General features: G+C 62.0%; 30 protein-coding genes. 1 reads left to right on the top strand and 29 read right to left on the bottom strand.

Annotated elements, in window-relative coordinates; genetic code table 11:
• Positions 1–4: 4 nt before the first annotated feature.
• Complete coding sequence (locus ACE3OO_RS17215) at positions 5–1,333, bottom strand: replication-associated recombination protein A (protein WP_374304725.1); 1,329 nt, start codon at positions 1,331–1,333, stop codon at positions 5–7.
• Positions 1,330–2,814, bottom strand: coding sequence for a DegQ family serine endoprotease (locus tag ACE3OO_RS17210; protein ID WP_374304724.1), 1,485 nt, complete (start codon positions 2,812–2,814; stop codon positions 1,330–1,332). Before ACE3OO_RS17210 ends, ACE3OO_RS17215 begins: the two co-directional genes overlap by 4 nt.
• A 47-nt stretch (positions 2,815–2,861) precedes the next feature.
• Here ACE3OO_RS17210 and ACE3OO_RS17205 point away from each other — a divergent pair, with 47 nt between their 5' ends.
• Positions 2,862–3,335, top strand: a complete 474-nt coding sequence (locus ACE3OO_RS17205; protein WP_374304723.1) for a PAS domain-containing protein — start codon at positions 2,862–2,864, stop codon at positions 3,333–3,335.
• A 58-nt stretch (positions 3,336–3,393) separates the two neighbouring features.
• On the opposite strand, the gene rplQ is transcribed toward ACE3OO_RS17205, so the two are convergent.
• From rplQ to rpsJ, 27 genes are all read right to left on the bottom strand, one after another.
• On the bottom strand, positions 3,394–3,813 hold the full coding sequence (gene rplQ, locus ACE3OO_RS17200) for a 50S ribosomal protein L17 (protein WP_374304722.1): 420 nt from the start codon (positions 3,811–3,813) through the stop codon (positions 3,394–3,396).
• 35 nt (positions 3,814–3,848) lie between these two features.
• On the bottom strand, positions 3,849–4,865 hold the full coding sequence (locus ACE3OO_RS17195) for a DNA-directed RNA polymerase subunit alpha (RefSeq protein WP_300296595.1): 1,017 nt from the start codon (positions 4,863–4,865) through the stop codon (positions 3,849–3,851).
• Between the two features lie 144 nt (positions 4,866–5,009).
• Positions 5,010–5,402, bottom strand: coding sequence for a 30S ribosomal protein S11 (gene rpsK, locus ACE3OO_RS17190; protein WP_298727782.1), 393 nt, complete (start codon positions 5,400–5,402; stop codon positions 5,010–5,012).
• A gap of 38 nt (positions 5,403–5,440) precedes the next feature.
• The gene (rpsM, locus tag ACE3OO_RS17185; RefSeq protein WP_300296592.1) at positions 5,441–5,818 is read right to left on the bottom strand and encodes a 30S ribosomal protein S13; all 378 of its coding nucleotides are present in this window, start codon (positions 5,816–5,818) and stop codon (positions 5,441–5,443) included.
• Between the two features lie 189 nt (positions 5,819–6,007).
• On the bottom strand, positions 6,008–6,658 hold the full coding sequence (locus ACE3OO_RS17180) for an adenylate kinase (protein WP_374304721.1): 651 nt from the start codon (positions 6,656–6,658) through the stop codon (positions 6,008–6,010).
• On the bottom strand, positions 6,655–8,001 hold the full coding sequence (gene secY / locus ACE3OO_RS17175) for a preprotein translocase subunit SecY (RefSeq protein ID WP_374304720.1): 1,347 nt from the start codon (positions 7,999–8,001) through the stop codon (positions 6,655–6,657). The genes ACE3OO_RS17180 and secY overlap by 4 nt, the downstream gene beginning before the upstream one ends.
• An 82-nt stretch (positions 8,002–8,083) precedes the next feature.
• Positions 8,084–8,599, bottom strand: a complete 516-nt coding sequence (rplO, locus tag ACE3OO_RS17170) for a 50S ribosomal protein L15 (RefSeq protein WP_374304719.1) — start codon at positions 8,597–8,599, stop codon at positions 8,084–8,086.
• Positions 8,600–8,650: 51 nt separating this feature from the next.
• Complete coding sequence (gene rpmD / locus ACE3OO_RS17165; RefSeq protein ID WP_374304718.1) at positions 8,651–8,854, bottom strand: 50S ribosomal protein L30; 204 nt, start codon at positions 8,852–8,854, stop codon at positions 8,651–8,653.
• 5 nt (positions 8,855–8,859) lie between these two features.
• The gene (gene rpsE / locus ACE3OO_RS17160; RefSeq protein ID WP_374304717.1) at positions 8,860–9,435 is read right to left on the bottom strand and encodes a 30S ribosomal protein S5; all 576 of its coding nucleotides are present in this window, start codon (positions 9,433–9,435) and stop codon (positions 8,860–8,862) included.
• 16 nt (positions 9,436–9,451) lie between these two features.
• Positions 9,452–9,817 (bottom strand): 50S ribosomal protein L18, encoded by a 366-nt coding sequence (gene rplR / locus ACE3OO_RS17155; protein ID WP_374305428.1) that lies wholly within the window; start codon positions 9,815–9,817, stop codon positions 9,452–9,454.
• 17 nt (positions 9,818–9,834) lie between these two features.
• Complete coding sequence (gene rplF, locus ACE3OO_RS17150) at positions 9,835–10,368, bottom strand: 50S ribosomal protein L6 (protein ID WP_374304716.1); 534 nt, start codon at positions 10,366–10,368, stop codon at positions 9,835–9,837.
• Between the two features lie 12 nt (positions 10,369–10,380).
• On the bottom strand, positions 10,381–10,776 hold the full coding sequence (rpsH, locus tag ACE3OO_RS17145) for a 30S ribosomal protein S8 (protein ID WP_374304715.1): 396 nt from the start codon (positions 10,774–10,776) through the stop codon (positions 10,381–10,383).
• A gap of 13 nt (positions 10,777–10,789) precedes the next feature.
• Complete coding sequence (gene rpsN, locus ACE3OO_RS17140) at positions 10,790–11,095, bottom strand: 30S ribosomal protein S14 (RefSeq protein WP_374304714.1); 306 nt, start codon at positions 11,093–11,095, stop codon at positions 10,790–10,792.
• 20 nt (positions 11,096–11,115) lie between these two features.
• Positions 11,116–11,646: a 50S ribosomal protein L5 gene (gene rplE / locus ACE3OO_RS17135; RefSeq protein ID WP_374305426.1), complete on the bottom strand. Its 531-nt coding sequence runs from the start codon at positions 11,644–11,646 to the stop codon at positions 11,116–11,118.
• A 26-nt stretch (positions 11,647–11,672) separates the two neighbouring features.
• On the bottom strand, positions 11,673–11,996 hold the full coding sequence (gene rplX, locus ACE3OO_RS17130) for a 50S ribosomal protein L24 (protein ID WP_374304713.1): 324 nt from the start codon (positions 11,994–11,996) through the stop codon (positions 11,673–11,675).
• Positions 11,997–11,999: 3 nt separating this feature from the next.
• Positions 12,000–12,368 (bottom strand): 50S ribosomal protein L14, encoded by a 369-nt coding sequence (rplN, locus tag ACE3OO_RS17125; RefSeq protein ID WP_374304712.1) that lies wholly within the window; start codon positions 12,366–12,368, stop codon positions 12,000–12,002.
• Positions 12,369–12,403: 35 nt separating this feature from the next.
• Positions 12,404–12,640, bottom strand: a complete 237-nt coding sequence (gene rpsQ, locus ACE3OO_RS17120) for a 30S ribosomal protein S17 (protein ID WP_300296564.1) — start codon at positions 12,638–12,640, stop codon at positions 12,404–12,406.
• Between the two features lie 10 nt (positions 12,641–12,650).
• A complete protein-coding gene (gene rpmC / locus ACE3OO_RS17115) occupies positions 12,651–12,851 on the bottom strand; it encodes a 50S ribosomal protein L29 (protein ID WP_374304711.1) in 201 nt (66 codons plus the stop codon).
• Positions 12,852–12,854: 3 nt separating this feature from the next.
• Entirely contained in the window at positions 12,855–13,274 is a 420-nt protein-coding gene (rplP, locus tag ACE3OO_RS17110) for a 50S ribosomal protein L16 (RefSeq protein WP_374304710.1), read from the bottom strand.
• A gap of 17 nt (positions 13,275–13,291) precedes the next feature.
• Positions 13,292–13,999 (bottom strand): 30S ribosomal protein S3, encoded by a 708-nt coding sequence (rpsC, locus tag ACE3OO_RS17105; RefSeq protein WP_374304709.1) that lies wholly within the window; start codon positions 13,997–13,999, stop codon positions 13,292–13,294.
• The gene (gene rplV, locus ACE3OO_RS17100) at positions 13,999–14,448 is read right to left on the bottom strand and encodes a 50S ribosomal protein L22 (protein ID WP_374304708.1); all 450 of its coding nucleotides are present in this window, start codon (positions 14,446–14,448) and stop codon (positions 13,999–14,001) included. Before rplV ends, rpsC begins: the two co-directional genes overlap by 1 nt.
• Positions 14,449–14,450: 2 nt before the next feature.
• The gene (rpsS, locus tag ACE3OO_RS17095) at positions 14,451–14,726 is read right to left on the bottom strand and encodes a 30S ribosomal protein S19 (RefSeq protein WP_300296551.1); all 276 of its coding nucleotides are present in this window, start codon (positions 14,724–14,726) and stop codon (positions 14,451–14,453) included.
• Positions 14,727–14,745: 19 nt separating this feature from the next.
• On the bottom strand, positions 14,746–15,582 hold the full coding sequence (gene rplB / locus ACE3OO_RS17090; protein WP_374304707.1) for a 50S ribosomal protein L2: 837 nt from the start codon (positions 15,580–15,582) through the stop codon (positions 14,746–14,748).
• 4 nt (positions 15,583–15,586) lie between these two features.
• Complete coding sequence (locus ACE3OO_RS17085) at positions 15,587–15,880, bottom strand: 50S ribosomal protein L23 (RefSeq protein WP_374304706.1); 294 nt, start codon at positions 15,878–15,880, stop codon at positions 15,587–15,589.
• Positions 15,877–16,497: a 50S ribosomal protein L4 gene (rplD, locus tag ACE3OO_RS17080; RefSeq protein ID WP_374305424.1), complete on the bottom strand. Its 621-nt coding sequence runs from the start codon at positions 16,495–16,497 to the stop codon at positions 15,877–15,879. The genes ACE3OO_RS17085 and rplD overlap by 4 nt, the downstream gene beginning before the upstream one ends.
• A gap of 24 nt (positions 16,498–16,521) precedes the next feature.
• The gene (gene rplC / locus ACE3OO_RS17075; RefSeq protein ID WP_374304705.1) at positions 16,522–17,205 is read right to left on the bottom strand and encodes a 50S ribosomal protein L3; all 684 of its coding nucleotides are present in this window, start codon (positions 17,203–17,205) and stop codon (positions 16,522–16,524) included.
• Between the two features lie 13 nt (positions 17,206–17,218).
• Positions 17,219–17,527, bottom strand: coding sequence for a 30S ribosomal protein S10 (gene rpsJ, locus ACE3OO_RS17070; protein WP_144257943.1), 309 nt, complete (start codon positions 17,525–17,527; stop codon positions 17,219–17,221).
• Between the last annotated feature and the right edge of the window lie 26 nt (positions 17,528–17,553).

Raw genomic sequence — 17,553 nt, 5'->3', positions numbered from 1 at the left:
CTGGCTATTTTTCCTCAGCCTGGCGCTTGTTGCGCAGCTTCTGCCAATAATCCAGCCGCTTGAGAATCTCGCGTTCGAAGCCGCGTTCGACCGGGCGATAAAACACCTGCCGCTCCATGTCCTCAGGGAAATAATTCTGTCCTGAGAAGCCATCCTCGGCATCATGATCGTAGGCATAGCCTTTGTTGTAGCCGAGTTCCTTCATCATCTTGGTCGGCGCATTCAGGATATGCATCGGCGGCATCAGGGAGCCATGCTCCCGCGCAGCCCGCTTGGCCCGGCTTTCGGCCTTGTACGCGGCATTGGATTTCGGTGCTGTAGCGAGATAAACTACAGCCTGCACCAATCCCAGTTCGCCCTCCGGCGAACCGAGGAAATCATACATCTCCTTGGCCGCCAGGGCTTGCAGCAGCGCATTCGGATCGGCCATGCCGACATCCTCGGCCGCGAATCTCACCAAGCGGCGACAGATGTAAAGCGGATCCTCGCCGCCGACCAGCATACGCGCCATCCAATACAACGCGGCATCAACGTCGGAGCCCCGCATGGATTTATGCAGAGCCGAGATCAGGTTGTAATGCTCGTCCTGAGTTTTGTCATAAAGCGGTGCGCGCTTCTGCAGCGTCTCGGCCAGCCGTTCGGGATCCAGCGGCGCAGTTGAGGGCGGCAGTGTGTAGATCTGTTCGGCCATATTGAGCAGATAGCGGCCATCGCCATCCGCCATCGCGCGCAGGGCGGCACGCGCATCCGCGGTGAGCGGCAAGGCACGATTCTCGATGACTTCCGCCCGCTGCAACAACGCCTCCAGAGCCGCATCATCCAGGCGATGCAACACCACGACGGAAGCACGCGACAGCAGCGCCGAATTCAGTGCAAAGCTCGGATTTTCCGTGGTGGCGCCAACAAGAACCACGGTACCGTCCTCAACATATGGCAGGAAACCATCCTGCTGTGCCCGGTTGAAGCGGTGAATTTCATCGACGAACAGCAGTGTCGTCTGGCCTATGGCGCGGCGCTTGCGCGCTTCATCGAACACCTTGCGAAGGTCGGCCACGCCGGAGAACACCGCAGAAAGCGGCGCGAAGACCAATCCGGTGGCATCGGCCAGGAGGCGCGCGATCGAGGTTTTCCCCGTGCCCGGCGGGCCCCACAGAATCAGGCTGGCGAGTTTCTTGGCCTGCACCATGCGGGCCAACGGGCCCTCGCCTTTCAGCAAATGATCCTGGCCGATGATCTCGTCCAGGCTTTTCGGGCGTAGGCGATCAGCCAAGGGACCCGCCGGTGCCGTCTCCAGGCCGGCTGCCGCAAAAAGATTGTCGCCGCCAGCACTCATGCACGCACACTGAATGACAGGAGTTGCTTCCCGCGCTTCAGCACCACGGTCCATTGATCCGTGCCGCGCAGAAGTCCTTGCAGGTTGCGCACATCGGCCACATCGCGGTTGTTGATCTTGACGACCAGATCACCCGGTCTCACCCGCAGGCGATAAGCCGTGGAGCCCTGGGCAACATTCATCACAATTACCCCCCGTTCCAGGGTGTCCAGACCGATCTCTACAGCCAGCGCCGGCGACAGGTTGGCGACCGTGGCGCCTGCCAGCGGCTGGTTGCCGGAAAGCTGAGTGATGTCGCGCGGCGGTGTTTCCGGTGCTTCGACCATAAGCATATGCAATGCTATGCGCTGGCCGCGCCGCAGAACATCCATGGATACGGTTTCGTCCAGCTTCCGCGTCGAGATGCGAAATTTCAGCGCCTGCGGATCGCTAACATTCCGACCATCAACAGACAGCACGACATCGCCCGTGCGGAGGCCGGCACGATCAGCAGGGCCACCACGATAAACCTCACCGATCAGAACACCATCCGGCCGCGCCATGCCCAGACCGGAGGCGATTTCCGATGTGACAGGCTCACCATTGGCGCCAAGCCAGGGGCGCTTGATACCCTTGCCTGCCAGGGCGCTGGAAACCGTGGACGCCACAAGGTTGGAAGGAATGGCAAACCCAATTCCAATAGAGCCGCCCGAACGGGAATATATCGCAGTGTTCACGCCAGCCAGTTTGCCGTCCATGGTGACCAGGGCACCACCTGAATTTCCAGGATTGATCGCAGCATCCGTCTGGATGAACGACTGCGCGTCTGCGTCGCCGATTCCGGTACGTCCCAAAGCCGAGACAATACCCTGGGTGACCGTCTGGCCAACGCCAAAGGGATTGCCGATCGCAACCACCAGATCACCGACCTGCAGTTCGTCGGAATCACGGAACTCAAGGAATGGCAAGCTCTCGCCGCGAGTGTCGATGCGCAACACGGCCAGATCAACGCGCGGATCCGCAGCGATCACCCGTGCCTCGAATTCCCGACGATCGGCCAGCGCCACCACGATTTCGGTGGCGCCCTCGATCACATGGTTATTGGTGACGATCACGCCGTCTGCTTCCACGATCACGCCGGAGCCCAGCGACTGGGCAATACGTTCGCGCGGTTCGCCGAAGGGCATCTGGTCGCCAAAGAAATGCCGGAAGAACGGATCGTCGAATAACGGCGGCCGCTGCACCTTTTCAACCCGGCGGGTGTAGACGTTCACCACGGCCGGGGCTGCCCGCTGCACCAGGGGCGCAAAGCTGAGCTGGACCTCGGTGCGGGTGGCCGGTACCCGCTGCTGTGCCGAGGCGATAGCCGGCAACAGCACGGCCAGCAGGCCAGCCAAGATCAGGGAGACACGGTAGGAAAACGGCTGTCTGGACATGCTTTTTAATAAGGATGTTTCCGAAAGGTTTTCAATGGGCGGGCCTCGCTTTAAGACCCCCTTCACCTTCCGGCTGGATTAATTGCCATATGACTGGGGGATCAGCCGGACTTATGGAGCTTAGCCAGCCGCTGCTGCTGCAGCTATACGCTTACTGGGATGACAAGCGGCGCCACAGGCGTTTTCCGGCTCGCGAGGATATCGATCCGCTGGACCTGAAATTCATCCTTGGCAACCTCATCCTGATCGATATCGAACCCGTTCCCTTGCGTTTCCGCTATCGTCTGTTCGGCAGCGAAATTGCGCGCCGGCAAGGCTTTGACATGACCGGGAAATACAACGACCAGCACCCGTGGCCGGAATTCGCCGCCCGGGTGCGCGAGGTCTATCTGGAGGTAATCGAAAGCAGCTCGCCGGCCCTGGTCCGCAGGCGAGGCCTGATCGGAGACCAAGCGATGGACCATCAGTCCCTCATCCTGCCGCTGGGGCGCGACAAGGTGGAGATGATTCTGGTCGGTGTGATCTTTTCGCCGGCTGCCAAGGATGATCCGGCCGCAGGCCCGGGCGGGGCATATACCCGGCCTTGAAAAGAAAACGGCGGCCAGGATACCGGGCCGCCGCTTGGAACTTGTATATGTCAGCCGATCAGGCCGCCGCTTCCTCACCAGCCGTCTGAACCGGACCCGAGTCCAGGCCCTTGGCGGCCGGATCGCGATCAACCAGTTCGACCACAGCCATCGGGGCGGCATCGCCATAGCGGAAGCCGGCCTTCAGCACGCGGCTGTAGCCACCGTTACGGCTGGCATAGCGCTGGTTAAGGGTCGAGAACAACTTGTCCACCGCGGCCTTCTCGGGCAGGAAGGACAGGGCCTGGCGACGGGCATGCAGGTCGCCGCGCTTGCCGAGCGTGATCAGCTTGTCGATCAGCGGCTTCAGTTCCTTGGCCTTGGGCAGCGTGGTGGTGATCTGCTCATGCTTGATCAGCGACGCGGCCATGTTACCGAACATGGCGCGACGATGGGCGCTGGTCTTATTGAGTTTGCGGCCGGCATTGCGGTGACGCATCGCTACTCTCCTCGATCTTCTTTAGGCGGACAGGATCAGTACTGATCCTGCAGCTTCTTCGCCAGTTCCTCGATATTCTCCGGCGGCCAGTTGGGGACATGCATGCCAAGATGCAAGCCCATCTGAGCCAGAACTTCCTTGATCTCGTTGAGCGACTTGCGGCCGAAATTCGGCGTGCGCAGCATCTCAGCTTCGGTCTTCTGGATCAGATCACCGATGTAGACGATGTTGTCGTTCTTGAGGCAGTTGGCCGAACGCACCGACAGCTCCAGTTCGTCGACGCGGCGCAGCAGGTTCGGGTTGAACTCCGGCTCGGCCGAGGTCTTCTCGCGGGTCTCGGCCTTCGGCTCTTCGAAATTGATGAAGAGCTGCAGCTGGTCCTGCAGGATACGGGCAGCATAAGCCACCGCATCTTCCGGCTTGATCGCGCCGTTAGTCTCGATCTGCATGGTCAGCTTGTCGTAATCGAGGATCTGACCTTCGCGGGTGTTCTCGACCTTGTAGGAAACCTTGCGCACTGGGCTGTAGAGCGCGTCCACCGGGATCAGGCCGATCGGCGCGTCTTCCGGACGGTTGGCCGAAGCCGGCACATAGCCCTTGCCGGTCTCGACAGTCAGTTCCATGCGGATGGTGGCTCCGGCATCCAGCGTGCACAGCACGTGGCTGGGGTCCATCACCTCGATGTCATGGCCGGTCTCGATCATCTTGGCTGTGACTTCGCACGGTCCCTGGGCATTCAGATGCATGCGCTTCGGGCCTTCGCCGTGCATCTTCAGCGCCATCGACTTGATATTCAGCACGATGTCGGTGACGTCTTCGCGCACGCCCGGGATCGACGAGAATTCATGCAGCACGCCGTCGATCTTGATCGATGTGACAGCGGCGCCCTGCAGCGACGACAGCAGTACGCGGCGCAGTGCGTTGCCCAGGGTAAGGCCGAAACCACGCTCCAGCGGTTCGGCAACAATAGTAGCGGTACGGCCCGGCACGGCGCCCGGCTCGATCACCAGCTTGTTCGGCTTAATCAGATCGGTCCAATTCTTCTGGATCACCTGTAACCTCGTTCGGTTGCGGCGGGTGCGGGCACTCCGCCTAGACCACCTCGGTTGCGGCAGCGGCCGCCCCTGAATTTTGTTCGGGGTGGCGGCCGGCCACGTTGTTCTCGTTGCGCGCCGGATGACGCCCGGCGCGATAGATCAGATGCGGCGACGCTTCGGCGGGCGGCAGCCGTTATGCGGGATCGGCGTGACGTCGCGGATGCTGGTGATGACAAAGCCAACTGCCTGCAGGGCGCGCAGGGCCGACTCGCGACCCGAGCCCGGGCCCTTCACCTCGACTTCCAAGGTGCGCACGCCGTGCTCGGCAGCGCGACGGCCGGCCACATCGGCGGCGACCTGGGCGGCATACGGGGTCGACTTGCGCGAACCCTTGAAGCCCTGGCTGCCGGCCGACGACCAGGCAATGGTGTTGCCCTGCGCGTCGGTGATGGTGATCATCGTGTTGTTGAACGATGCATTCACATGCGCAACGGCAGATGTGATGTTCTTCTTTTCCTTGCGCCGGGGGCGCGCGGCCTTGTCCTTGACCATGGGTATCCTGCAGTCCTTCGAAAACGGAAGCTAACGGTTTAGCGCGTCGCCTTTTTCTTGCCGGCGATGGCAACAGCCTTGCCCTTGCGGGTACGGGCGTTGGTGTGGGTGCGCTGGCCGCGGACCGGCAGGCCCTTGCGATGACGCAGGCCGCGATAGCAGCCCAGGTCCATCAGGCGCTTGATGTCCATGGCGATTTCGCGACGGAGGTCACCTTCGACCTTGTAGTCGCGGTCGATGGTTTCGCGGATCTGCAGAACCTCGGCATCGGTCAGTTCGTTGACCCGACGCTCAGGCGGCAGCCCCACCTTCTCGCAGATTTCCTTCGCCTTCACCCGGCCGATGCCGTAGATGTAGGTCAGTGCGATCACGACCCGCTTATTGGTCGGAATGTTCACGCCAGCGATACGCGCCACGTTTTTCTCCTCGAATCACACGTCCCGGCCGGCCGGGACGTTCACCTTGGGCGACCCAAAGGCATGGGACAAACCCAACGAAGTCAAAGACTTACGTCAGGGTCCCTTGCCTCTTTTCCTGCTCGCGCCCTTAGCCCAAGGGGCGCGATTATAGAAACTCTCTCTACTCAGTCAACTACTTAAGTGCAATCAGAGCGAGGCCAGAACGCCCTCAATCTGACGCGTAACTTCGTCAATATCCGCCATGCCATCGACCTGACGCAGGATACCCCGTCCCTCGTAATACGGGAGAAGCGGCGCGGTCTGCTCGTGGTAGGCCTTAAGCCGGGGAACCACGGTTTCGGCCTTGTCGTCGGCGCGACGGGTGAATTCGGTGGACCCGCAGCGGTCGCAGACGCCCGGCTGCGTGGTCGGCTGGAATTTGTCGTGATAACCGGCGCCACACTTGGCACAGGTGAATCGGCCGGTGATTCGCTCAACCAGAACGCTATCATTGACCTTCATCTCAATGACGGCATCCAGCTTGAGTTTGCGCTCAGCCAGCATTTTATCCAGCGCCTCGGCCTGCTTGGTGGTACGCGGAAAACCGTCCAGGATGAAGCCCTTGCGGCAATCCGGCTGGTCGATCCGCTCGGCGATGATGCCGACCACGATCTCGTCCGAGACCAGGGCGCCGCTATCCATGACGGCCTTCGCTTTCAATCCGATGGCGGTACCCGCCTTCACGGCGGCGCGCAGCATGTCGCCGGTGGAAAGCTGGACCAGGCCGTGATTGGCGGTCAGGCGCTGGGCCTGGGTGCCTTTGCCGGCACCCGGGGGTCCGAGCAGGATCAGCCTCATTTCCGCGCTCCCCTCAATTTGGCCTTCTTGATGAGGCCCTCATATTGATGCGCCAGCAGATGCGACTGGATCTGGGCGACGGTATCCATGGTGACGCTGACCACGATCAACAGCGAGGTGCCGCCGAAATAGAAGGGTACCGAATATTGCGAGATCAGCAGTTCCGGCAGCAGGCAGACCGCTGAAATGTAGACTGCGCCAACCACGGTCAAACGGGTCAGAACGTAATCGAAATATTCGGCTGTACGCTGGCCCGGGCGGATACCGGGTACGAAGCCACCATGTTTCTTCAGATTATCAGCCGTATCGTTCGGGTTGAATACGACCGAGGTATAGAAGAAGCAGAAGAAAACGATCAACCCGACGTAGGTCGCCATATACAGCGGCTGGCCATGGCCAAGCAGCGTGGTGATCGTGGTGACCCAACCAGGCGCACCGGAGCCGGCACTGAACTGCGCCAGGGTGGCTGGCATCAGCAGCAACGACGAAGCAAAGATCGGCGGAATCACGCCCGAAGTGTTCAGCTTGAGCGGCAGATGCGAACTCTCGCCACCAAACATCCGTGCGCCCTGCTGCCGCTTGGGATATTGCACCAGGATACGGCGCTGGGCGCGCTCCATGAACACGATGAACGTGATCACACCGACAATCAGCACCAGCAGGAACAGGATGAAGAAGGTGCTGAGCGCACCGGTACGGCCCAATTCGAGGGTTGCCGCCAAAGCACGCGGCAGCTCGGCGATGATGCCGGCGAAGATGATCAGGGACGTGCCCTGCCCGATGCCGCGCTGGGTGATCTGCTCGCCCAGCCACATCAGGAACATCGTGCCGCCCGTCAGCGTCACGACTGTGGTCAGACGGAAGAACATGCCCGGGTCAAGCACGGCGCCGCCGCGGCTGCCCGTCATGCCTTCAAGGCCGACCGCGATGCCATAGGCCTGAACAATAGCCAGCAGCACGGTACCGTAGCGGGTATACTGGTTCAGCTTCTTGCGACCAGCCTCTCCCTCTTTCTTCATTGCCTCAAGCTGCGGCGAAACCGCCGTCAGCAACTGAACAATGATGGAAGCCGAGATATACGGCATGATGTTCAGCGCGAAGATGGTCATGCGCTCAAGTGCACCACCCGCAAAGACATTGAACATGCCAAGTATGCCGCCAGCCTGCTGGCGGAAGATATCGGCCATGATCATGGGGTCGATGCCAGGCAGCGGGATATAGGTGCCCAAGCGATACACGATCAGCGCGCCGATCGTGAACCAAATGCGCTTCTTCAATTCGGTCGCTTTGGCAAACGCCCCGAAGTTGAGGCTGCCCGCCATGCGTTCCGCTGCCGATGCCATGTCCGAGCCCTAAAATCCGACCGCGTGAACTTACAATAAGAACGACGGGGCCTTGCGCCCCGTCGCAATCGACCCGTAGGTCTTACTTCTTCTTGCCCTTGGCCTTTTTCTCGGCCTTTGGCTCGGCTTCAGCCTTCGGCGCAACCAGCACGGTAATGCTGCCGCCGGCCTTCTCAACCGCGGCCTTGGCAGTGGCCGAGGCGCCGCTAACCGTGATCGTCACTTTAGACTTCAGCTCGCCGGTGCCCAGCAGCCGCACGCCGCCGGCCTTCCGCGAGCACAGGCCCGCTGCCTTCAGCGCGGCTTCGTCGAGCGGCTTGGAGGCATCGATCTTCTTCTTGTCGATCGCAGCCTGCAGGCGGCTGATATTCACGGTTTCGTAGGAAACCGGATTGAGCGGATTGAAACCGCGCTTCGGCAAGCGGCGATAGATCGGGGTCTGACCGCCTTCGAAGCCATTGATGCTGACGCCGGTACGCGCCTTCTGGCCCTTGACGCCACGGCCCGAAGTCTTGCCCTTGCCGGAGCCGATGCCGCGACCAACGCGCATACGCTCCTTGCGGGCGCCCGGATTGTCGGCGATCTGATTGAGACGCATGTTGCTAACCCTTCCGCTCGGGCCGGCAGATGAATGCCGGCCGCTTGTTCCTTAGCCTTCGACCTGCACCAGGTGCTGAACCTTGGCAATCATGCCGCGGACCGAGGGAGTATCCTCCAGCTCGCGGGTCTGATTCAGCTTACGCAGACCTAGACCAACCAGAGTCTGCTGCTGGTCGACCGTGCGCTTGTTAGCCGACCGGATCCAGGTGACCTTCACGGTCTTGCCGGCGGCTGCAGCTTTCGCCTTCGCCATGACTCTTACTCCTCAGTCTCGGGACGACGACCAAGAATGTCGCCGACCTTCTTGCCGCGCTTCGCCGCGATGTGCCGGGGAGCGTTAAGCTGCTTCAGCGCCTCGAAGGTCGCCTTCACCATGTTGTGCGGGTTGGACGTGCCAAGCGACTTGGTGACCACGTCGGCGACACCCAGTGTCTCGAAAACCGCGCGCATCGGACCGCCGGCGATGATGCCGGTGCCCGGAGGGGCGGCACGCAGCACGACCTTGCCGGCGCCATGACGGCCCTCGATGTCGTGATGCAGCGTGCGGCCTTCGCGCAGGTTCACGCGGATCATATTGCGCTTGGCATGTTCGGTCGCCTTGCGGATCGCTTCCGGCACTTCGCGGGCCTTGCCCGAGCCGTAGCCGACGCGGCCCTTCTGGTCGCCAATGACGACCAGCGCAGCGAAGCCGAAGCGACGGCCACCTTTCACCACCTTGGCGACGCGGTTGATGCTGACCAGCTTGTCGACGAGTTCGTTGTCACCGCGCTCGCGATCACCGCCGCGCTCGCCGCGTTCCCGCTCGCCCCGTTCAGCCCGTTGAGTAACAGCCATAGTACCCAAACCTTTCTTAGAAATTCAGGCCAGCTTCGCGAGCCGCCTCGGCGAGCGCCTTGACGCGCCCGTGATACAGATAGGCACCGCGGTCGAAGGTGACGTCGGTGATGCCCGCAGCCTTGGCACGCTCGGCGATCAGCTTGCCGACCTCCGAGGCAGCCTTGCTGTCGGCACCGGTCTTCAGCGAACCGCGCAAACCGGGCTCCAGCGACGAGGCTGCAACAACGGTCACGCCCTTCAGGTCGTCGATGACCTGGGCATAGATGTAACGCGAGGAACGGTGCACGCTCAGACGCGGACGACCATGGGCCGCGGCGATGATCTTGGTGCGGTTCCGCTGCTTGCGGCGCTCGTTCAGAGCGTTCAGGCGAGTCTTCATGCTCATAGCGGCATTCCTTACTTCTTCTTGCCTTCCTTGCGCAGGATGGTCTCGTCGGAATACTTGATGCCCTTGCCCTTGTAGGGCTCGGGCGGCTTGATCGCACGGATTTCCGCGGCGACCTGACCGACGAGATGCTTGTCCGCGCCCGAGATCTTGATCGAGGTGGGCTTTTCCACCTTGATTTCGATACCCGCAGGGATCGGATAGATCACTTCATGGCTGAAGCCCATGTTGAGCTGCAGGTTCTTGCCCTGCATCGCCGCACGGAGACCGACGCCATTGATGTCCAGCTCACGGCTGTATCCATCCTTGACGCCCTTCACCAGATTGTTGACCAGCGTGCGCTGCATGCCCCACATGGAACGGGCGCGACGGGTGGCCTGACGCGGCTTGACGGTGATCTTGTTGTCAGCCAGGGCGACGTCGAGGTCCTCGACGATGGTGAGCTTAAGCTCGCCCTTCGGGCCCTTGGCCGTCAGGGTCTGGCCGGCCAACTGGACCTGCACGCCCTGCGGCACCGGAACCGGATGCTTGCCGATACGCGACATGGTTCAGACTCCTTAGAACACGCGGCAGAGGACTTCGCCGCCAACATTGGCAGCGCGGGCCTCGACATCGGACATCACACCGCGCGGGGTCGACAGGATCGAAATCCCGAGGCCGCCACGAACCTTGCCGAGGTCCTTGATCGCCGAATAGACGCGGCGGCCAGGCTTCGAGACGCGGTCGATCGTCTTGATCACCGGCTCGCCCTCGTAATATTTGAGTTCGATACGCAGGTTGCGCTTGTTGCCATCTTCCTGCAGCTCGTAGCCGCGGATATAGCCTTCCTTCTTCAGCACCTCGAGCACGTTCATACGCAGCTTCGAGGCCGGGGAGGCGATGGTCGCCTTGCCCGCCTGCTGGCCGTTACGGATACGGGCCAGCAGATCGCCCAGGGGATCGGTCAGAGCCATGTGTCTGCTCTCCTTACCAGCTCGACTTGACCATGCCGGGGATCTGGCCGCTCGAGGCCAGTTCACGCAGCATGTTGCGCGACAGTTTCAGCTTGCGATAGGTACCGCGCGGGCGGCCCGTCAGTTCGCAGCGGTTACGCACGCGGATCTTTGCGGAATTGCGCGGCAGTTCAGCCAGCTTGAGGGCTGCCTCGAAACGCTCTTCCGGGGTGACGTTCTTGTTCTTGATCGTGGCCTTGAGCTTGGCGCGCTTGGCCGCGTACTGCGCCGACATCTTGCGGCGGCGCTCGTTTTTCTCGACGGAACTCGTCTTTGCCATATCAGCGGTCCCTTCTCGGCTCAGTTCATGAACGGCATGCGGAAACCGGCCAGCAGGGCCTTGGCTTCCTCGTCCGTCTTCGCCGTGGTGCAGATGATGATGTCCATGCCGCGCGTGGCATCGACCTTGTCGTAGTTGATCTCGGGGAAGATCAGCTGTTCTTTCAGGCCGAGCGCGTAATTGCCACGACCATCGAAGCTCTTGCCGTTCACGCCGCGGAAGTCGCGGACGCGCGGCAGCGCGATGTTGATCAGACGATCAAGGAACTCATACATGTGCTCACGGCGCAGCGTGACCTTGCAGCCCACGGCCTGGCCTTCGCGCAGCTTGAAGTTCGCGATGGCCTTGCGGGCCTTGGTCAGCACCGGCTTCTGGCCGGTGATGGCGGCCAGCTCGGCGGCGGCGGCCTGCACCTTCTTGGAATCCTGTGCGGCTTCGCCGACACCCATATTCACGACGATCTTGTCGATCTTCGGCACTTCCATCGGGTTCTTGTAGCCGAACTTCTCGATCAGCTGCTTGCGAACCTGATTGTCGTACATGTCTTTCATGCGCGGATTGGCCATCTCAGCCTCCATCAGCGATCAATGACTTCGCCAGAGCGCTTGGCAAAGCGCACGCGGCGACCGTCATCAAGGGTTTTCACGCCAACGCGGGTCGGCTTGCCGTCCTTCGGGTCGGCATGCATCACGTTGGAAATATGCAGGCCGGCCTCGCGCTCCTCGATGCCACCGGCCGCGGTGCGGCTCGGCTTGACATGCTTGGTTACCTTGTTCGCGCCGGCAACGACGACGCGGTCGGTCACGCGGTTCACGCTCATCACCTCGCCGGTAACGCCCTTCGAGCGGCCGGTGATGACGACGACCTTGTCGCCCTTCTTGATCTTCAGCTTCTCGGCCATGGCTCAGAGCACCTCCGGCGCCAGCGAAATGATCTTCATGTGGCCCTTGCCACGCAGCTCGCGGGTCACCGGGCCGAAGATACGGGTACCGATCGGTTCCTGCTGCTTGTTGATGAGGACCGCAGCGTTGCGGTCGAAGCGGATCGCGCTGCCGTCGGGGCGGCGGATCTCCTTGGCGGTGCGGACGATGACGGCGCGATGCACGTCACCCTTCTTCACGCGGCCGCGCGGAATCGCGTCCTTGACGGACACGACGATGATGTCGCCGACCTGTGCCGTACGGCGCTTGGCTCCACCCAGCACCTTGATGCACTGGACCCGGCGTGCGCCCGAATTATCGGCGACGTCGAGATTGGTTTCCACCTGGATCATTGGACCTGTACCTCGCTAAATATCTTTTGTGGGCTTTAGGAGGCGTTCTCGACGACAACCCACCGCTTAAGTTTGGAGATGGGTTTCGACTCCTGAATCCACACAACCTCGCCCTCCTTACGGGAGTTATTCTCGTCGTGGGCGTGGTAATTCTTCGAACGACGGATGAACTTCTTGTAAACGGGATCCATGATCCGCCGTTCGACCTTGACGACGACGGTCTTGTTGCCCTTGTTGCTCACCACGACGCCCTGCAATACGCGCTTCGGCATCTTTCTCTCCTTACGCCTGCTTGCCGCCGACCTGCTTGTGCAGGGCGGTACGCACACGGGCGATGTCGCGGCGCACCTGATTGACGCGCGCGGTGTTCTCCAACTGACCGGTCGCCTTCTGGAAGCGCAGGTTGAACTGCTCCTTCTTCAGATCGGCGAGCTTGGTGGTCAGCTCGTCCTTGGTCTTGCCGACCAGTTCGTTGGCCTTCATGACTTACGCTCCCTCACCCAGACGGGTGATGACTTTGGTGCGGATCGGCAGCTTTGCAGCGCCCAGCGCGAAGGCTTCCTTGGCCAGGTTCGCCGGAATGCCATCAAGCTCGAACATCACGCGGCCCGGCTTGATCCGGCAGACCCACAATTCGGGCGAACCCTTGCCCGAACCCATGCGGACTTCGGCCGGCTTCTTCGAAACCGGCAAATCCGGGAACACGCGGATCCACATGCGGCCCTGACGCTTGATGTGACGGGTGATCGCACGGCGGCAGGCTTCGATCTGGCGAGCGGTGACGCGCGCCGGCTCCATCGCCTTCAGGCCAAAGGCACCGAAATTGAGGTCGGTGCCGCCCTTGGCGACGCCCTTGATGCGGCCCTTAAAGGCCTTGCGGAACTTGGTACGCTTCGGTTGCAACATCTCTCGTTACTCCCGGCTCAGCCCTGACGGCCCTGATGGCCGCCCTGGTGACCCTGGACCTGCTCGGCCATGCGCTTGTCCTGCGCCATCGGGTCATGGGCCATGATTTCGCCCTTGAACACCCAAACCTTCACACCGCACGAGCCATAGGCGGTCTTCGCCGTCGCACGGGCGAAATCCACATCGGCGCGCAGCGTATGCAGCGGCACGCGGCCTTCGCGATACCACTCGACGCGGGCGATTTCCGCGCCGCCCAGACGGCCGCCGCAATTGATGCGGATGCCACCGGCACCCAGACGCATCGCCGACTGCACGGCGCGCTTCATGGCGCGGCGGAACGCCACGCGGCGCTCCAGCTGCTGAGCGATATTCTCAGCCACCAGCTTGGCGTCGAGTTCCGGCTTGCGGATTTCGACGATGTTCAGATGCACTTCCGACTTAGTCATCTTGGCCAGATCGGAACGCAGCTTCTCGATGTCGGCACCCTTCTTGCCGATCACCACGCCCGGACGAGCCGAGTGAATGGTGATGCGGGCCTTCTTGGCCGGACGTTCGATGACGATGCGGGCGACGCCAGCCTGGGCCAGGCGCTGCTCGAGATACTTGCGGATCTTCAGATCCTCGTGCAGCAGGCCGGCATATTCCTTGTCGCCGGCATACCAGCGGGAATCCCAGGTGCGATTGATGCCGAGGCGAAGCCCGACCGGATTGACTTTCTGACCCATTACGCCTGCTCCCCGCTCTGCGCTTCAGCCTTCTTCGACTTCGGAGCCGACTTGGCCTTGGCCGGAGCTTTCTTCTCTTCCTCGCGCTCACGCACCACGATGGTGATGTGGCTGAACGGCTTCAGGATCTTGGCGCCACGGCCGCGCGCGCGGGCATGGAAACGCCGCATCACAAGGCCCTTGCCCACGCTGGCTTCGGCAACGATCAAACGATCGACATCGAGCTGGTGGTTGTTTTCGGCATTGGCGATCGCCGACTGCAGGACTTTCTTGACGTCCTGCGCGATGCGCCGCTTGGAGAAGGACAGCTCAGAGAGAGCCGATTCAACCCGCTTGCCGCGGATCAGACCGGCCACCACACCCAGCTTGCGGGGGCTAACACGGATGTTGCGCCCCACGGCCATGGCCTCGTTCTCGCCGAGGCGGGATTCGCGCGCCTGCTTGCCCATGGTTACTTCTTCGCCTTCTTGTCAGCGGTGTGGCCGTGGAAGGTGCGGGTCGGCGAGAACTCGCCGAACTTGTGCCCGACCATTTCCTCGGTCACCAGAACCGGGATGAACTTATTGCCGTTATGAACGCCGAAGGTCTGGCCAACGAACTGCGGCATGATCGTCGAGCGGCGCGACCAGGTCTTGATGACCTCCTTGCGGCCCGACGATGCAACCTTGTCGGCCTTCTTCAGCAGATACCCGTCAACGAACGGGCCTTTCCAGACAGAACGTGTCACGATCTACCTCCTAGCCCGATCAGCTATGCTTGCCCGACGGGCGGCGGCGCAGGATCATCTTCTGCGTCCGCTTGTTGTTGCGGGTGCGCTTGCCCTTGGTGTTCTTGCCCCACGGGGTCACCGGATGGCGACCGCCCGAGGTACGACCTTCACCACCACCATGCGGATGGTCGATCGGGTTCATGGCAACACCGCGAACGGTCGGACGGATACCCATCCAGCGCTTGCGACCAGCCTTGCCCAGCTTGGTGTTCTGGTTGTCGGGGTTCGACACCGCACCGATGGTGGCCATGCATTCGGCCTGCACCAGACGCTGCTCACCCGAGGCCAGGCGCACCAGGGCCATGCCCTGATCCTTGCCGACCAGCTGCACGAAGCTGCCGGCCGAACGGGCCATCTGGCCACCCTTGCCGGGCTTCAGCTCGACATTGTGGATGATGGTGCCGACCGGGATCGACTTCATCGGCATCGCGTTGCCCGGCTTGATGTCAGCCTTCTCGCCGGCCACCACGCGATCGCCAGCCTTCAGGCGCTGCGGGGCCAGGATGTAGGACAGCTCACCGTCATCATACTTGATCAGCGCGATGAACGCGGTCCGGTTCGGGTCATACTCGATCCGCTCGACCGTGGCGCCGATATCGAACTTGCGCCGCTTGAAATCGACCATGCGGTAGCGGCGCTTGTGGCCGCCGCCGATATGGCGGGTGGTGATGCGACCGAAATGGTTGCGACCGCCCGTCTTTTTCAGGCCCTCGGTCAGCTCCTTGACCGGACGGCCCTTGTGGAGCTGCGAGCGGTCGATCAGCACGAGGCCGCGGGTCGACGGCGTAACCGGCTTGTAAGTCTTCAACGCCATGGCTTTAGATCCCCGTCGTCACGTCGATCTTGTGGCCGTCGGCGAGGGTGACCATCGCCTTCTTCCAGTCCGAGCGCTGGCCCGGCTCGCCACGAAACATCTTGGTCTTGCCCTTCGAACGCAGGGTGTTGACAGCCTTCACCTTGACCTTGAACAGCGCCTCGACGGCGGCCTTGATCTGCGGCTTGGTGGCGGTCAGCGGCACTTTGAAAGTGACCTGGTTGTACTCGGAAGTACGGGTCGCCTTCTCGGTGATCACCGGCGCGAGGATCACGTCGTAGTGATTGATATTGCTCATTTCAGGCGAGCCTCCAGAGCCTCGACCGCGGCCTTGGTTAGAACCAGGGTGTCGCGGCGCAGGATGTCGTACACATTGGCGCCCTGCTCCGGCAGCACGTCAACATGACGCAGCGAGCGCACGGCGCGGGCAAAATTCTCATCCAGCGTCTTGCCGTCGATGACCAGCGCGCTTTCCAAGCCCAGGCCCTTCAGCTTGCCCGCCAGTTCCTTGGTCTTGCCAACCTGCAGGACGGCATTGTCGACAACCTTCAGCTTGCCTTCGGCCAGCTTGGTCGACAGCGCGGTCTTCAGTGCCAGCTTGCGGACCTTCTTGGGCAGGTCGATGGCATGGCTGTGCGGCACCGGACCGAACGCCTTACCGCCACCACGGAACTGCGGAGCGCGGATGCCGCCGTGGCGGGCGCCGCCGCTGCCCTTCTGGTTGACGATCTTGCGGGTCGAACCGGCAACTTCGCCGTAGGTCTTCGACTTGTGAGTGCCCTGCTGGCGCTTGGCAAGCTGCCAGATCACATAACGCTGCAGCAGGTCGGCGCGCGGCGGCAGGCCGAACACGTCCTTGGACAGCGCAAGCTTGCCCGAGTCCTTGTTCTCCAGCGTGGTAACCGCGACTTCGATGGTATCGGCCATGATCCTATACCCTTACTTCTCGGCTGCCTTGAGGGCGGCCGGCATCGGCAGGTCCTTCGCCCGCGGCTTTTTCACCGCATCACGAACAACCACATACTGACCCTCGGAGCCCGGAACGCTGCCCTTGAGCATGATCAGGCCACGAGCGGCATCCGTGCGCACCACCTGCAGGTTCTGCTGGGTGCGGTTACGGTCGCCCATATGGCCGGCCATCTTCTTGCCCTTGAACACCTTGCCCGGATCCTGACGCTGACCAGTCGAACCATGGCTGCGGTGGCTGATCGAGACGCCGTGCGAGGCCTCCAGGCCGCGGAAATTGTGGCGCTTCATGACGCCGGCAAAGCCCTTACCGATGGTCGAACCCGACACATCGACAAACTGGCCAACGACGAAATGTTCGACCGACAACTCGGCGCCGACATCGACCAGGGCCTCGGCCGGAACGCGAAACTCAACGAGCTTGCGCTTCGGCTCGACATTGGCCTTGGCAAAATGCCCGCGCAGGGCCTTGGTGACATTCTTCGGCTTAGCCGCCTCAACGCCGAGCTGGAGGGCCGTGTAGCCATCCTTTTCCTCGGTGCGCTGCGCCACCACCTGGCAGTTGTCCACCTTCAGCACGGTGACGGGTACATGTGTCCCGTCCTCCGTGAACAGCCGGGTCATCCCCAGCTTGCGTGCAACCAATCCGGTCCGCATGGGTTCGCTTCCCTTACAGCTTGATCTCGACATCCACGCCGGCGGCGAGGTCGAGCTTCATCAGCGCGTCCACCGTCTGCGGGGTCGGGTCGACGATGTCGAGCAACCGCTTGTGAGTGCGGATCTCGAACTGCTCGCGCGACTTCTTGTCGACGTGCGGCGAACGGTTCACCGTGAACCGCTCGATATGGGTCGGCAGCGGGATCGGGCCCCGCACGCGGGCACCCGTGCGCTTGGCGGTGCTGACGATCTCGCTGGTGCTCTGGTCGAGCACGCGATGATCGAACGCCTTCAGACGGATGCGGATGTTCTGACTGTCCATGGTCCTATGTCCCAGCTAGACGGCGT

The sequence above is a fragment of the Ferrovibrio sp. genome (assembly GCF_041906005.1).
Classification (GTDB): domain Bacteria; phylum Pseudomonadota; class Alphaproteobacteria; order Ferrovibrionales; family Ferrovibrionaceae; genus Ferrovibrio.
The sequence above is the reverse complement of the archived record's forward strand: the minus strand, read 5'-3'. Positions and strand labels throughout refer to the sequence as shown.

Coding starts and splice junctions, on each gene's coding strand:
- ACE3OO_RS17215 (WP_374304725.1), bottom strand. CDS start 1,333: ATGAGTGCTGGCGGCGACAATCTTTTTGCGGCAGCCGGCCTGGAGACG.
- ACE3OO_RS17205 (WP_374304723.1), top strand. CDS start 2,862: ATGGAGCTTAGCCAGCCGCTGCTGCTGCAGCTATACGCTTACTGGGAT.
- rplQ (WP_374304722.1), bottom strand. CDS start 3,813: ATGCGTCACCGCAATGCCGGCCGCAAACTCAATAAGACCAGCGCCCAT.
- rpsK (WP_298727782.1), bottom strand. CDS start 5,402: ATGGTCAAGGACAAGGCCGCGCGCCCCCGGCGCAAGGAAAAGAAGAAC.
- ACE3OO_RS17180 (WP_374304721.1), bottom strand. CDS start 6,658: ATGAGGCTGATCCTGCTCGGACCCCCGGGTGCCGGCAAAGGCACCCAG.
- secY (WP_374304720.1), bottom strand. CDS start 8,001: ATGGCATCGGCAGCGGAACGCATGGCGGGCAGCCTCAACTTCGGGGCG.
- rplO (WP_374304719.1), bottom strand. CDS start 8,599: ATGCGTCTCAATCAGATCGCCGACAATCCGGGCGCCCGCAAGGAGCGT.
- rpmD (WP_374304718.1), bottom strand. CDS start 8,854: ATGGCGAAGGCGAAAGCTGCAGCCGCCGGCAAGACCGTGAAGGTCACC.
- rpsE (WP_374304717.1), bottom strand. CDS start 9,435: ATGGCTGTTACTCAACGGGCTGAACGGGGCGAGCGGGAACGCGGCGAG.
- rplR (WP_374305428.1), bottom strand. CDS start 9,817: ATGAAGACTCGCCTGAACGCTCTGAACGAGCGCCGCAAGCAGCGGAAC.
- rplF (WP_374304716.1), bottom strand. CDS start 10,368: ATGTCGCGTATCGGCAAGCATCCGGTTCCGGTGCCGCAGGGCGTGCAG.
- rpsH (WP_374304715.1), bottom strand. CDS start 10,776: ATGGCTCTGACCGATCCCCTGGGCGATCTGCTGGCCCGTATCCGTAAC.
- rpsN (WP_374304714.1), bottom strand. CDS start 11,095: ATGGCAAAGACGAGTTCCGTCGAGAAAAACGAGCGCCGCCGCAAGATG.
- rplE (WP_374305426.1), bottom strand. CDS start 11,646: ATGAAAGACATGTACGACAATCAGGTTCGCAAGCAGCTGATCGAGAAG.
- rplX (WP_374304713.1), bottom strand. CDS start 11,996: ATGGCCGAGAAGCTGAAGATCAAGAAGGGCGACAAGGTCGTCGTCATC.
- rplN (WP_374304712.1), bottom strand. CDS start 12,368: ATGATCCAGGTGGAAACCAATCTCGACGTCGCCGATAATTCGGGCGCA.
- rpsQ (WP_300296564.1), bottom strand. CDS start 12,640: ATGCCGAAGCGCGTATTGCAGGGCGTCGTGGTGAGCAACAAGGGCAAC.
- rpmC (WP_374304711.1), bottom strand. CDS start 12,851: ATGAAGGCCAACGAACTGGTCGGCAAGACCAAGGACGAGCTGACCACC.
- rplP (WP_374304710.1), bottom strand. CDS start 13,274: ATGTTGCAACCGAAGCGTACCAAGTTCCGCAAGGCCTTTAAGGGCCGC.
- rpsC (WP_374304709.1), bottom strand. CDS start 13,999: ATGGGTCAGAAAGTCAATCCGGTCGGGCTTCGCCTCGGCATCAATCGC.
- rplV (WP_374304708.1), bottom strand. CDS start 14,448: ATGGGCAAGCAGGCGCGCGAATCCCGCCTCGGCGAGAACGAGGCCATG.
- rplB (WP_374304707.1), bottom strand. CDS start 15,582: ATGGCGTTGAAGACTTACAAGCCGGTTACGCCGTCGACCCGCGGCCTC.
- ACE3OO_RS17085 (WP_374304706.1), bottom strand. CDS start 15,880: ATGAGCAATATCAATCACTACGACGTGATCCTCGCGCCGGTGATCACC.
- rplC (WP_374304705.1), bottom strand. CDS start 17,205: ATGCGGACCGGATTGGTTGCACGCAAGCTGGGGATGACCCGGCTGTTC.
- rpsJ (WP_144257943.1), bottom strand. CDS start 17,527: ATGGACAGTCAGAACATCCGCATCCGTCTGAAGGCGTTCGATCATCGC.